Source organism: Streptomyces sp. NPDC002888 (assembly GCF_042888465.1).
Lineage (GTDB): Bacteria > Actinomycetota > Actinomycetes > Streptomycetales > Streptomycetaceae > Streptomyces.
Window position 1 is genome coordinate 124,848 of record NZ_JBIAPU010000006.1, and the last position, 13,104, is coordinate 137,951.

10 protein-coding genes and 4 pseudogenes are annotated in these 13,104 nt (G+C 68.6%); 3 read left to right on the top strand and 11 right to left on the bottom strand.

Annotated features, from left to right (window positions below; genetic code table 11):
• Positions 1-144 precede the first annotated feature (144 nt).
• The 5 genes from ACFYWX_RS12065 to ACFYWX_RS12085 form a co-directional block, all read right to left on the bottom strand.
• Positions 145-1,836 carry a relaxase/mobilization nuclease domain-containing protein gene (locus ACFYWX_RS12065; protein WP_389423866.1) on the bottom strand — a complete coding sequence of 564 codons (1,692 nt, stop codon included), beginning with the start codon at positions 1,834-1,836 and terminating at the stop codon, positions 145-147.
• The gene (gene mobC / locus ACFYWX_RS12070) at positions 1,833-2,477 is read right to left on the bottom strand and encodes a plasmid mobilization relaxosome protein MobC (RefSeq protein ID WP_389423867.1); all 645 of its coding nucleotides are present in this window, start codon (positions 2,475-2,477) and stop codon (positions 1,833-1,835) included. The genes ACFYWX_RS12065 and mobC overlap by 4 nt, the downstream gene beginning before the upstream one ends.
• A 141-nt stretch (positions 2,478-2,618) precedes the next feature.
• On the bottom strand, positions 2,619-3,473 hold the full coding sequence (locus ACFYWX_RS12075) for a DUF2637 domain-containing protein (protein WP_389423868.1): 855 nt from the start codon (positions 3,471-3,473) through the stop codon (positions 2,619-2,621).
• 193 nt (positions 3,474-3,666) lie between these two features.
• A complete protein-coding gene (locus ACFYWX_RS12080; protein ID WP_389423869.1) occupies positions 3,667-4,926 on the bottom strand; it encodes a DUF3631 domain-containing protein in 1,260 nt (419 codons plus the stop codon).
• Positions 4,927-5,062: 136 nt separating this feature from the next.
• A complete protein-coding gene (locus ACFYWX_RS12085; protein WP_389423870.1) occupies positions 5,063-5,305 on the bottom strand; it encodes a helix-turn-helix transcriptional regulator in 243 nt (80 codons plus the stop codon).
• A gap of 465 nt (positions 5,306-5,770) precedes the next feature.
• Between ACFYWX_RS12085 and ACFYWX_RS12090 the strand changes: the two genes are divergently transcribed.
• Both ACFYWX_RS12090 and ACFYWX_RS12095 read left to right on the top strand, forming a co-directional pair.
• Positions 5,771-6,085, top strand: coding sequence for a helix-turn-helix domain-containing protein (locus ACFYWX_RS12090; protein WP_389423871.1), 315 nt, complete (start codon positions 5,771-5,773; stop codon positions 6,083-6,085).
• Position 6,086: 1 nt separating this feature from the next.
• A pseudogene (locus ACFYWX_RS12095) lies at positions 6,087-7,423 on the top strand (tyrosine-type recombinase/integrase).
• 144 nt (positions 7,424-7,567) lie between these two features.
• On the opposite strand, the pseudogene ACFYWX_RS12100 reads toward ACFYWX_RS12095, so the two are convergent.
• From ACFYWX_RS12100 to ACFYWX_RS12115, 4 genes and pseudogenes are all read right to left on the bottom strand, one after another.
• Positions 7,568-8,672: pseudogene (locus ACFYWX_RS12100) on the bottom strand (IS630 family transposase).
• Between the two features lie 193 nt (positions 8,673-8,865).
• Positions 8,866-9,681, bottom strand: a complete 816-nt coding sequence (locus ACFYWX_RS12105; RefSeq protein ID WP_389423872.1) for a phosphatase PAP2 family protein — start codon at positions 9,679-9,681, stop codon at positions 8,866-8,868.
• 203 nt (positions 9,682-9,884) lie between these two features.
• Complete coding sequence (locus tag ACFYWX_RS12110) at positions 9,885-10,841, bottom strand: hypothetical protein (protein ID WP_389423873.1); 957 nt, start codon at positions 10,839-10,841, stop codon at positions 9,885-9,887.
• A complete protein-coding gene (locus tag ACFYWX_RS12115; RefSeq protein ID WP_037689838.1) occupies positions 10,838-11,179 on the bottom strand; it encodes a PadR family transcriptional regulator in 342 nt (113 codons plus the stop codon). Before ACFYWX_RS12115 ends, ACFYWX_RS12110 begins: the two co-directional genes overlap by 4 nt.
• 261 nt (positions 11,180-11,440) lie before the next feature.
• On the opposite strand from ACFYWX_RS12115, the pseudogene ACFYWX_RS12120 reads away from it, so the two are divergent.
• Positions 11,441-11,542, top strand: a pseudogene (locus ACFYWX_RS12120) (helix-turn-helix domain-containing protein); the annotation flags it as partial.
• Between the two features lie 41 nt (positions 11,543-11,583).
• On the opposite strand, the pseudogene ACFYWX_RS12125 reads toward ACFYWX_RS12120, so the two are convergent.
• Both ACFYWX_RS12125 and ACFYWX_RS12130 read right to left on the bottom strand, forming a co-directional pair.
• Positions 11,584-11,820: pseudogene (locus ACFYWX_RS12125) on the bottom strand (tyrosine-type recombinase/integrase); the annotation flags it as partial.
• Positions 11,821-11,899: 79 nt separating this feature from the next.
• Complete coding sequence (locus ACFYWX_RS12130; RefSeq protein ID WP_389423874.1) at positions 11,900-13,027, bottom strand: GNAT family N-acetyltransferase; 1,128 nt, start codon at positions 13,025-13,027, stop codon at positions 11,900-11,902.
• Positions 13,028-13,104: the final 77 nt, after the last annotated feature.

Below are 13,104 nucleotides of genomic sequence, written 5' to 3' on the forward strand. Positions count from 1 at the left end.
TTAGTTGATGTAGAAGTTTTTGCACAAATGCTTCTCTGTGACGCGTGATCTGCTCGATTGCTGGTCGCCTCAGGGTCGACAACCGCCAGTCCATCGCGGATGGTTCATTGGCTCGGAGGCTGCGATCGGGCCGTCAGCCGTAGGTCAGCGGCGGCGTTGGCCACTGGTAGCGGACTGCTGCGCGGAAGGCTGCCGTGTCGACGTGGGCGGGGTGCGCCGGGTCGAAGCAGAGTCATGAGTTGGTGTGCTGGGTGCCGACGCTGCCGTGAGACGTTGGATGCGCCAGATCAGGACGCGTGCGGCAGAGCCTGCGTCGTCCAAGGCCCGCTGGTCGGCTGCCTGTTGGAGGAGCCGTTCCGGGTCGTGGCCGTCGGCCTCGACTTTGGCGAGGGTGACTGCGAGGGCGTCGAAGGCGGGGTCTGCGATGACCTGCTCGGCGTGGTCGGGCATGACCTGGCGTAGGTGGCGGATCTGCCGCTCCACGGCCTGCTGGGGCGGCTGGCGCTGGGCGAGGGCGGCTACCGGTGCGGCTGCTGAGTGGTCGTAGGCGGCCTGGAGGTGGAGCAGGGTCTGATGGGCGGCGGCGACTTGCTGGTCGTGGTGGCGGAGCTGGTGCCAGCGGGCGGCGGCGGTGACGAGGAGGATCGCGGCGTCCAGGAACGTCGCCAGGATGGCGACGTCCTTGGGGGCGGGCTCGCGGACCATCGCCCGTACGGCGCCGCGCAGTGCGCGAGCGTGGTGGTGTTCGGCCCGGATGCGGGAGCGAGTGGCACGCTCGAACGCGGTCGCTGCCTCTCGAAGTTGGGGCCGCAGGGCCTGTGGAGCGAGGAGCGGGAGGGCGTCGAGGGCTTCGCCGAAGGCGGCGAGGTGGGCCTGGGAGGCTTCGTCGTCGGCCTGGTCCAGGTGGTGGGGGATGCGCTCGGTGGCGGCGGTGGCCTGGTGCCACGGGTTGGTCCTGCGCCGACCCGGCTGCCCAGCGGACTGCGGGGCGATGCCCGCCAGACGCTTTTGGATCTTGGGGAAGGACAGGTCCGGGGAGAGTTCGTATCCGGAGAACCAGACGGGCTCGTGGTCGGCGGTGGTGGTGTCTTCGCTGGCGACCTTGTAGCCCCGCACATCACCCGAGGGGAAGTACACGACCTCGACGAGCACGCCGTCGATGTGGCTGAGCAGGTGGACGAACTCCTCCATGCTGGAAGCGGCGGCCACGGCGGTCCGCACGGTGGTGCGCAGGCGTTCGCGGGCGGGCTTGTCGTGGCCGGTGCGGCGGGCCTTCTCCTGCTCGGCGCGGGTGGGGCGCTTCGCGGCGGTGCGGTCACCGCGTACGACTTGGAAGAGGCCGTATTCCTTCTCGATGGCGGCCAGTTCGCGGTCGGCGGTGTTGTAGTCGTTCCAGTGCCGTGCCGTGCTCAGGTCGGCGCGGACCTTGGTGGCGGCGATGTGGATGTGGTCGGGGGCGTGGCGGACGGCGACCCAGCGGCAGCCGTCCGGATCGCCCTCCGGCGCGATGCCGGTGGCCGCGACCACCCGGCGGGCGATGTCGGCCCACTCATCGTCGCTGAGGCGGCGGTCATTCTCGGCGGCACGGATCGAGCAGTGCCACACGTGTTTCTCGGGGGCGCGGCCAAGTTGCCGGGCCTGTTTGACGTGCAGGTTGAGGTCGGCCACGAGGAGCTTCTTGGTGGCGTCGAAGTCGTCGGTGCGGCCGGGGTCGGGGGCGAAGCCGTCCCAGGAGGCGACCAGATGGGGATCGGTGTGGTCCTTGGCCTTCTTCGTGTCGAACAGGTACCGGATTAGACCCGCGGTGTCTTTGCCGCTGCTGATCTTCGCGATCATCGGGCTACCTTCTTGGTGACGGCCCGGTTCGCGGCTGCCGCGATGTGGCGAACGGTCGTGCCGACCGCGCCGAGGGTGCGCTCGGCCTGGGCCAGGACAGCAGTGTCCCCAGGATGTGGATGACCACCAGAGTTGAAACTCTTGGCGATCTGGTTGATGTTGTGGCCGATCTTGGCGACCTCGCTGCGAAGGGCGGTCAGTTCGTCGATGTAGTCGTCGAGCTGGGTGCGCTGGCCGGGCAGGGCGAGATCACCATGGATGTAGGCCATGACGACCGCGCCGACGTAGTGGGCGGCGGCGATGTTCAGCGACCGGGCCGCGGCAAGGATGTCGGCTTCCTCGTCGACGCTGTAGCGCACGTCGACGCGCTCTTTGCGCTGCATGGTTTCGCGCTGGCGGCGGCGGGCGACACGGTGCAGCGCGGCGACGTCGGCCGCTCGCGGTAGCGGAACTGCGGCGGTGTCGGCGGGCTGTTCCCCCTCGGGCGCCCCCTGGTGCCCGAGGTCCTCCGCCACCCCCGGGGCGGAGGACTCCCCGTTGCGGCCGTCCTTGGACGGTCCAGCGGCATACCTTGCTGGCTGGGTGGCGGTGGTGGTCATCTCCTGTGGGATGGACGGAAGTTCGTAGTGCGGATCGTGCATGAGGACGTGCTCCGTGGGGTGTTCGCGGTGCGGGGGATGTCGGGTTGACCCGTTGCGGGCCGGTCACTCGTCCCCGCGCTGACCTACGCGGGGACGAGTGTGACGAGTCAGCCGCCGTCGGGATGAGTGCACCCGAGGGGTTCAGGAGGCGTCGGCGCCGGCCTTATCGAGTTCTGCCTGCAGGCGCCGAGTGGCCTCAGTCAGACGGTCCTTGCCGATTGTGTGACCCTTGGCCCGGATTGCCGCTTCGACGTTGCGGCGCGAGATCCGGCCGCTGCGCCCTCGGTGAGCGGTGCGGCCGATGGCGAGGAGATCATCCATGGTGGCGCTCGGCTGTCGGCCCTTGGACTTGGCGGATGGTTCCAGGGCATCCGCCACATCGGCGGTTCCCGCCGCCACGTCGTTGGCGGCAGACTCGAGCGCCGTCGTCTCTTGGTCCGGTCCGCTTTCGCCAGGAGTGGGCTGTCGGCGTTGCTCGGTGCCGTCGCGACTGCGGGCGGCGTCGACGTGACGGTATGTGGCGGCGTCCTCTTGGAGGCGGGGGCGTTCGGTTGTGGGCTGGCGGCGAATTACGAGGTAGAGGTGGACGGCTCCGGCGAGGGCAAGCGGAGCGATGGCGGACAGGGCACCGACGGTGAGGTCGTCAAGGTGGAGTCCATTGCCTTGTCGGGTCTGCTGGTTGAGGCGGACGGCATGGAGGGCGTTGGCCCAGATGCTGGTGACGGTGGCGATCCCGACGAGCGCCCACACATACAAGCGGGAGTGCAGCGGGGCGGTGCGCAGGATGAGAAGGGCGCCGACGCCGATGGCGATGAACCCGTCGATCACGAGGGGGAAGGCGTAGGTGAGCAGTCCGCGCACGTGGATCGCGACGGCCATCTGACGCAGCGCGTCGTAGGAGAGCGCGAAGCCGATCGCGCCGAGCAGGACGATGCCGAGCTGGATCGCGGCGGTTCCAGGTATCGCGGCGGGCGTGGTGGCGGTGGACGAAGGCAAGCGGGGCACTCCAGGCAGGGAACGGTCGGCGGCCACGATCGCGGGGTGACCACTGGGAGGTGCGGTGACTCGTCGCACCCGTCGCATGCCTGGTCAGAGCAGGTACGGGAGCACGGCGTGGTACGGGAGGACCCGTCACAACTGCACGACCTGTCACGGGGCTGACCTGGGATGCGACGCGTGTGACGGGTTTTTACGGGTGTACGGCCTCCCCGTGGCGAGCGCTCTCGTCACCACGGGGCGGTGTCGGCTCCTCGGGGCAGTAGCGAGCCCAGGCATCGGTGAATTGCAGGTGCGCGAAGCCCCTGGCCTGCCGTCCGCCCTCGAAGCGGAGAACGGCTGCCTGGATGCCGAAGTCCTTGAGCAGGATCCCCAAGTGGCGTGAGGTCAGTCCCGTGTTGCGGTACTCCGCCCACGGGGCCTCCTGGTCCTTGAGGAGTTCCTCCAGCAGGTCCCGGGTGCGCATGATGTCGGGATCGCCGAAGCGCGCGAAGACGCCGCGGATGTCCCGCAGTAGGCGGGTCTTCAGGTTCGACTCGTCGTCCTGGCCCACCTCGGCCGCACACATGACCACGCACGCTTCGCGGGCCCGCTTCGGCCAGGAGCCGCCTGCCAGTTCGGCGACGATCACCAGCGGCTCCCAGGTGTCCGCCGCTCGGTCTTGTACCGGCATCGGGGGCACCAGTTCGGCGGCGGTGTCGAGCAGCGGGCGGAGCCACGCGGCGAGCCGGTCGCGCACTTCGTGCAGGGCGGGGATGTCCCGGCGGGAGCGGAACTGTTCCACCCGCTCGCCGCCCTTGCGGCGCTGCATGCGGATCACCACCGCCCGATCCATGATCGTGTCCGGCAGGTCCCCGATCCCGGCCAGCGCAGCCATGGCGAAGGTGGGGAAAGCCTGCGGCTTGTGCTCCGGCCCGGAGATACGCAGTGCGGGCCGGTTGCGCTGATGACCGGCGTTCAGCAGACCGCGCAACTCCTCGTTCTTCTCGGCTGCTTTGATGCTGCCGAAGATGGTGTCGGCCTCGTCCACCAGCAGCGTGGGCGGGTCGTCGCCGATGGCGCGAAAGACCACCGCCGGGCTGGTGTTCACGGTGATCAGCGGCTCGTGCACCGTCTCCGTGATCACATCGAGCAGGCGGGACTTGGCGCACCGCTTCGCCGGCCCGACCACCGCCAGGCGCGGCGCGTGCTGTAGTGCGGGCTGGATATGCGCTGCCGCAATCCACAAGGTCACCGCCGTCAGCGCCTCGCTGCTCGGCAGGATCACGTACCGCGCGATGGCTTCCCGCAGCTCGTCCAGCAGCTCCGCGCCTCCTGCGGCCTGCTGTGCTTCCTCGTCCTCGGTTGACGAGAGCTCGGGGTGGGCGTGCGGGCCCTGGCCGGGGGCGGCGACGGATGGCCAGGCGGGCGTCGAGGGTGCAGAGGGGGCGGTGGGGGACGTAGGTTCGTCCACAGGCGTTCCTCCCTGGTGGGCCGGACGGGCAAGGCCCGGCCCACCGGATCGATCATTCAAGGGCGATGGGGCAGGGACTCCGCGGCTCTCGGCGGTGGCTCGCCGAGGGCCGTTTCGCATTCCCGAACTGGCGGCTTCAGACGGCGAGGTCGTACGCGGACCGGGCGTTCACCCAGGCATCCACCTCGGACCAGCGGTAGCGCAGGTGGCGGCCGACCTTGTGGACGTTGGGGCCGATGCCCCGGTACTTCCACTGGTAGAGGGTCTTCACAGGCACGCCGAGGTAGACGGCGACCTCGGCCGGGCTGGCGAGCGGGCCACGCCTGGCAGCCTCGGCGGTGGCAGAGGCGTTGGTGTTGCGGGAGGAGGTATTCGGCACAGGGCTCCTTTTCGGTCTTGGACATCGGGCCTGGACAACACAGCCACACCCCAGGCGGAAAAGTCCAGAGTTGGTTCTAAAACTCTCCAGCACTTCTCTGTGTTACCGGCGATTCCAAAACAGTAAGTGCGGATCCCCGGTTGCCGAAATCGCTCCCGCGGAAGCAGAAATTTTCTGCGGCGAATCGACTGTCGGAAGGGCCGGAATCCGATACCTCAGCAGCTCAGAGGTTATGACTGGCAGTCGTAGGTGACACGGCCAGTCCACCAGGCATTGCGTCCGATAATGGTTCAAAACGCCCAACTCTGGGATGTGGAGGGAAGGTAGCACGGCCTTCCAAGTGAAAATGCTCGCGATGTACCGGAATTCAATGAGACGAACACCACTTTGCCCCGGAGCGACTTTTGGAGAGTTTAAGAACCAACTCTTGCCATAACGCCCGGCTGCAAGTTACAGCTATCTGTCATGGCATCCCGACCTGTCGAAATAAGCCCCGCCGGCCTCCACTCCGCCCGCGCTATCGAGTGCATACGCCTCACGCGCGGCCTGACCCAGCACCAGCTCGCCGCCCGCTGCACCGCAATGGGCCGCCCGATGACCAACACCGCCCTCAGCCGTACCGAACGCGCCCGCCGCCGCTGCGACATCGACGACCTCGTCACGATCGCCGCGGCTCTCGGTATCGCGCCGGTGGCCTTGCTGCCGGTGTGGGCCGCTCACGGTCCCGCGTCCCGCTTCGGTGGGTCCCCCGACGACATCCAGGGGGCCCTTCTTGGCTGACGTGTACGACCGCTGGCACAAGTCGCACCCCAAGCCCACCGAAGTCGAGTGCGGCGAGCACAAGAGCCGTACGAAGCGGATGGTCCCCACCGCCGATCACGGCATCGGCAAGCGCTGGCAGGTCCGTTACCGCGACCTGGACGGCCGCCAACGCAAGGAGAACTTCCACACGAAGGCCGAGGCGGACAACCGTGCCGCCGAGGTGGACGTCGAGATCCGGCGCGGTTCCTACGTCGTCCCCGCCGAGACGAAGCAGACGCTCGGCGCCTACGCGCAGAAGTGGCTCGACGCGAACTCCGTCGGCCCGACGACCGCCCTCCGCTACGAGGCGACCGTCCGCAATCACATCGTCGAACAGCTCGGCCAGCGCGAGCTGCGGTCCCTCAACCAGCCCTCGATCATCCAGGTTTGGGTCCGTACGCTCCAGGACAGCGGCCTCGAAGTGTCGACGATCGAGGGCATCTTCGACATCCTCTCCAGCCTCCTCGGCGCGGCCGTGGAGGACGGGTTGCTGCCGAAGAACCCCTGCAAGGCGAAGTCGGTCAAGCTGCCGACGGCGACCAAGAAGAAGGTCATCCCTTGGTCGTTGGAGCGCGTACGCGCCGTCATCGCCGGGCTGCCGAAGCGCTTCCAGGCCGGCGGCAAGCTCGCCTTCGGCTGCGGCCTGCGCCAGGGCGAGGTGTTCGGTTTCGCCGTCGAGGACATCGACTTCAAGGGTGGCTGGATCCACGTCAACCGTCAGGTGCGGCTCGTCGGCACGAAGGCCGTCTTCGCCCTGCCCAAGGGCAACAAGATCCGGTCAGTGCCCCTGCCGGCTCAACTTGCCGCCGCCTTCAAGGCCCACATGAAGGAGTTCCCGCCCGTCGCCGTCACCCTGCCCTGGGCCAAGCCGAACGGCGAACCGAAGACCTTCCGCCTCCTCTTCGTCGACGAGAAGAGCCGGGCCTACAACCGCAGCGTCTTCAACATGGGCGCCTGGAAGCTCGCCCTGGCCGCCGCCGGCGTGATCCCTCCCCGCGAACGCGGCGCGAGGTACCTCCAGGCAGCCCCGGAAGACGGCATGCACGCCCTCCGGCACGCGTACGCCTCCGTGCTCCTGGACGCGGGGGAGAGCATCAAGGCGCTCTCCGAGTTTCTGGGCACTCGGACCCCGGCTTCACGCTGCGCACGTACACGCACCTGTTGCCGTCCAGCGAGACCCGTACCCGCAAGGCGATCGACGACGCCTTCACGGAGACGGAAGCCGAGGCGGAAGACGACGGCGACCCGCCCGCAGCCCAGGGCACATCAACGCCCCCGCCGAAACCCATGTGCCCTCAATGTGCCCTGGCCGCCTGACGGCCCCTCCGGGGACATGAAGAAGGCGAGGTCCGAAGACCTCGCCCGCCACCAGTGAAACCCCAGGTCAGGGCCACACCAGGCAATAAGGCTGATGCCCCGCCTCATGCAACCGATGACTGAAGTCCTGCCACTCGTGCCGCATCAGGCAACGTTCGCCCTGTCGACGGCGGCGCGCGTGCCGGTCCTCGGCATGGCGGTTTCGCCAGATGATGTAGCGGCGGATCATGCTGCCCTGCTCTTTGTGGGTGGCGTGGTCGGTGCCGTCGAGGGTGAAGTAGCGCAGGGCGGTGAACTGGGTCTCGATGCGGTTGAGCCAGGAGGAGTTCGTCGGGGTGTAGGCGATCTCGACGTTGTTCGCCGCGGCCCAGGTGCCGACCCGCTGGCACTTCTTCGTGGTCAGGTGCGGGGAGAAGTTGTCGCAGACGATCGCGATACGGACCTTGTCCGGGTAGAGGGTGCGCAGGTAGCGGCAGAACTCCAGGAACTGCGTCCGCCGCTTGACCGGCTTGATGTGGCCGTAGAGCTTGTCCTTGGCCAGGTCCAGGGCGGCGAACAGGTGCCGTACTCCGCCGTAGCGGTTGTAGGTCGCCCGCCGCCTGCGGCGCGGCTCACGGTCGGGGTCCTTGTGCTTGCCGCCGCGCTCGGCCCACTGCCTCCCGGGGTGGGGCATGAGGTTGAGCGGGCCGAACTCGTCCATGCAGAAGATGACTTCGGGCTCAGCTTCCTCGGGCAGGACCTCCCCGTCGGCGATCGCGTAGAGGTGCTCGACGCGGGCCTTCTTGGCCGCGTAGTCCGGGTCGCGGGAGGTCTTCCAGGTCTTCAGGCGTTGAAAGGAGACGCCTTCCTTGCGGAGCAGGATGCGCAGGCCCTCGTGGCTGATGTCGTCGATCACCCCCTCTGCGACCAGGAAGTCCGCCAGCTTGGACAGACTCCAGGTGGAAAAGGGCAGGTCGTGCTCAGTCGGCTTGGACTTCGCGATCTTCTTGATCTCGCGGCGCTCGGGCAGCGTGAACGTCCTGGGCCGCCCGCCCTTGTATTTCGGGTAGAGCGAGTCGAAGTCGTCGGTGTTGAAGTTGTGGATCACATCGCGGACCCGGTCGTCGCTGGTGAACGACACTTCGGCGATCTTCGCCAGGGGCATCCCCTGCGCGGACAGCAGAACCATCTGGGCCCGCCGCCAGGTCACCACCGACCCGGTGCCCCTGCGGATAATCCGCAGCAGCCGCCGGCCCTCGTCATCGTCGATCTCCCGGACGTGATCATTCTGGCCGTCCGGTTGCCGCGCCGGGCGACACCGGCCTGTTGACCGGACTACGGGAGGACACGCCGGGCGATAGCGCATCCCCGCTCGGGCGTCGACGGCTTCTACGACTGGGCGGTGGCGTCGGACCGCCGCTTTGCCAGGATGCGCTGGTTCCCGCCCGGAGCCGGCCGGGTGGTCAGTCCAGTGCGGGGCGTGTGCGGCGTGCGGTGTGTGCGGGCCACCCGACTGCGGCGTACCAGACCAGGGCCGCACATATGAAGGCCGTCGCCGCGGAGACCAGTGACCTTGTGAGGGTGTCGTTCCGTGCGCCGGAAACGAGGGCGACGGCCAGTGCCAGCGTCAGGGTGATGACGGGCAGCGCACGGGGGCTCCGCGTGGCGCCTGGCACGGCGGCTGGCGGCAGCAGCCAGGTTGCGAGGCCGTAACAGGCACAGGCCAACAGTGTGGCTCCCAGCACTTCGCTGGGCCGGTGGCCGCCCATGGTCGCGCTGGCGGCGGCGATGCAGGCGAGCCACAGCACACCGGCCGTGGCGACGTAGGGGCGGATGCGGGGGGAAACCACGAGGACGGCGGCGAGGGTCAGCGCGGCGGGGATGGCCGTGTGCCCGCTGGGGAAACCCTGATCAAGGAGATTCTCCGGCGCGCCCACCAGATCGGGGCGGGGCAGGATGGTCGATTTGAGCACCTCCTTGCCTCCGGTCGTGAGAATGACGACCCCGAGCGCCGCGCACCCCTGCCGCCAGCACCGCCGCACCAGGGTGAGGACCACGATGACGGCCAGGCCCACCATCACGGTGGGCTTGGCGCTCAATTCCAACGGCGGCAGGGGCGTCGAGCCGTAGGCCGATCCTGACAGGGGGTAGATCCATGCTTCTTCGCCGCCCTGTTTACCGAGATGAAACAGGGCGTTCTCAGCTCGTTGCCCCCACGGGGTGCAGATGGCGAGCAAGTAGACCGTCAGGAACCCCAGGGTGTACAGCAGAGCCGGCATCCACGGCCGTGTCGTACGCGACGGGCTGGGGTCGTCGGGGGCCTCGGGGGCCTGCCTTGAGGCCCCCGGACGGTGCGCGGGCAGGGACCGATAATCGTGCTGAGTCATCGCTCTGTTTCTTCCGTTGGGGGGGAGTTCGGTCACGCACGTCTTCCGGCACGACGTGGGCCGCCGGGCTCGGCCGGCCCACCGGGGGTCCGCTCCTATTCGGCGAGAGCCTGCCCCTGTCGGCGCTGGGCGGCGATCGCCACGGCGGGGAGAGGTGCGATCAGCAGGATGAGGACGACCAGGTCCGGAAAGGACTGCATGAACGCGTCCGGCCGGACGACGATCGCCTGCGTGCGGACGATCGCGAACGCCGCGACGGGGATCAGCCACCGGTGGTCGCCGGTGGCGGCCGTCGCCACCCACGCGGCGATCAGCGCGGCGACTTCGAGGACGAACAAACCGCGCTGGAAAGCCGGACTGACGGAGATGATGTGCAGGCCCCCGGCCACGAACATGGCGAGCACGACGGGGGCCAGCCAGCGGTACGAGCGGCGTCGCAGACGGCTGGGACGGCAGGCCGCCAGCACGGCGCACGCGGTGCACAGTGCCCCGGACAGCACCAGGTCACGGGCCGTTATCGGGGCGCCAAGACCGTAGTAGCCCAGGCCCGCCTTGCCCTCGTCGCCGAAGAGGGTGCGGCCGTGGGACGTGGCGCCGGCCCAGATCATGGCTGCCGCGGCCGGCAGCGCGATCCACGGTCTGCCGCGCAGCAGGGCGATCAGGCAGCCCAGCGGGAGCAGCCCGTAGGGCAGCAGCCGTATCCGCGTGGGACCTTCGGCCCACGGGTACCAGCCGGAGAAGTGGAAGGCGATGGCGTGCTGTCCGGGGTCGATGTGCAGTGCCCAGTGCCACACATCCTGCAAGTACGGCACCAGCGCCAGCGCGGCGAGGGCCAGGGCGGACAGATGGATGCCGTCCAGCCACCACGGCCGGGCCATGTCGTCGACGACGGCACGGGCGCGGGCCTGCACCCCGGCGCGCACCAGGGCGGCAACTTCCCGCGGCGGGGGCCAGGATCGGCCGGGGTACGCCTCGGACAGGCAGGTCAGCAACTCCTCTCCCTGCCGGGAACGGTAGGGCTCGGGGTAGGCGGCAAGCAGCAGACGGTTCATGCCGGGGCCGCTCCGGCATCCCGCGAGCGTCCGATGACGACGGCCGCCGCCTGCTGCATCCGCAGCGCCTCCCGGCCGAGCGCCTCGGTGCCGTCCTCGGTGAGCCGGTAGTAGCGCCGCGCCCGCCCGTCCACGATCTCCTCATGGCCGGCGGCCACCAGCCCGGCCCGCTCCATCCGCTCCAGCGCGCCGTAGAGAGTGCCGACAGCGATCCGGAGCCGCCCGTCGGTGGCCTGCTCGGCAGCCTTGATGATGCCGTAACCGTGCAACGGACCATCCATGAGCGCAGCAAGGATGAAGTACTGCGGTTCCGTCAAGGGCGGATTCTGTCTGGTCATGCATCGAGCATATATCGAGCTACGAAATATATCTGCCAGCCCTGTGTGATCACCGGCAGCACCTCCACGCCCGCGGCGAGCGTCACCCTCTCCCGGCCGGCGGGCGCGACGGCGATCTCCTCGACGCACCCGCGCGGCGTTGGCGGATGCTCACCGCGACCTGGTCCGGGCCGAGCGGAATGTCTTTCCCACCGTGTCCGCCGGACCCGTCTCGCCTCCGTTGAATCTTCCATGGACCAGACCCTGTTCGCCCGGACCGGCCGGGAGATCAAGAAGATCGCCAAAACCAAGCCAGCCGAGCACGGCCTGCCGTTCTCGACCTGGAGCCCAGCCAAGCTGGCCGGTTTCCTGGTAGCCGAGGGGCGGGCCCGGAAGGCTCTCGGCAAGGCACTCCGGCCTCAAGATCACACGGGCTGAGGTTCCCGACTGCTCGGCATGAGGTGCGCGTACACCTTCAGCGTCAGCCCCGGATCGGAGTGCCCGAGGTACTCGGCAAGTGCCTTGATGCTCTCCCCGGCGTCCAGGAGCACGGAGGCGTAGAAGTGCCGGAGCGCGTGCATGCCGTGCTCCCGGGCGGCGGCGTGCTCGCAGCTCTTGGCCTTGGGGATGACACCGGCCTTGGCGAGCGCGGGCTTCCACTTCTTGCCGTCGGAACTGGCTTGGAATATTCACGGGTTCTGACAGCACCGGGCCTTCCTGGCGGGCCGAGCGCGGCGGTGGTCAACGCCAGTCGTCGATCACATACGCGTCGGGGTGGCTGTACCCGGGTTCGTTGGGCCTGTGCATGGTCACGCCCTGCAACCAGGTGCGGAAACCGCGGTCGATCATGCGCCGGTAGGCATCCGGGCGACCCAGGTTCATGCCAGCGTCCAGTTGCCCCAGCCCGCGCTCGGCGGCCAGCCGCTCGCATGCGTCGAGCAGTCGCTCGAACCGGTCGGCGGCCTCCGGACCAGGATGTACGGCGCCGAATTTGACGAAGCACACGTCCACGCCAGCCTCCGACCCGGCTCCGCAGTGGCAGACGGCCAGGCCGTCGAGCTCGGAGCCGGCGCCATGGAGCAGGATGGTGTCACCGAGTCCCTGCGCGTGCGCGGCCACGATCTCGCGTTCCAGGCTCAGGCCCTCGTACACGGCTCCGGTCAGTGCGCGACAGAGGCTCAGTGCGTCGGGCCGCTCGGTGGCGGGCAGTTCGCCATAAAGCACCCGGCCGGGGACTGCGGCACCGTCTGTGACCTGCTTCTTCATGATGGCTGTGAGGAATCGGGGCCAGAAACCGTACCGGCGGTAGAGCTCAAGATGCTTGGGACTGTGGGCGAAGGTGAACAGGCCGAGGTGGCGATTCCCCCAGGCGTCGAAGCAGTTGATGACCGGCTCCATCAGACGCCTGCCGATGCCCTGGTCCCACAGATCCGGACGTACGGTCAGCGGTCCGAAAAACCCGACGGTGCCCCAGTTGGCGGCGAAGTTCGATCCAACTACTTCGCCCTCGACCGTCGCCGCGAACGCCGCCTGTGGATCGGCCGCCCAGCGGGTGCGGACGTAGTCGACGGTCCCGAACGGATCAGGTGCCCCCAGGAAGGTCCCGAAGGCGACCCTGCAGATCTCATCGGCCAGATCCAGGTCCGCCTCATCCAGCGGGCGGACTGATACCGGGGCCGCGCCACTCTTGCGCTCCGCTGCTGGTGGGACCATCACTCTCTCCTTCCTGCCCACGTTCCATCGCACCACGGAGGTGCGCCGCAGGCGAGGTGAACGGTCCGGCGACACCCCCGAGGATCGAGGACCAAGCCGGTCTACCTTGCCTTTCCGCGGGAACCGCAGCAGGTAGCCGGCGCCAGCGACCACCATGGCCGCCTGGATCCTCCTCTCCGACTCCACACGATGTAGTCATCACACACGTGATGACCTACAAGCGACCCGGGTCG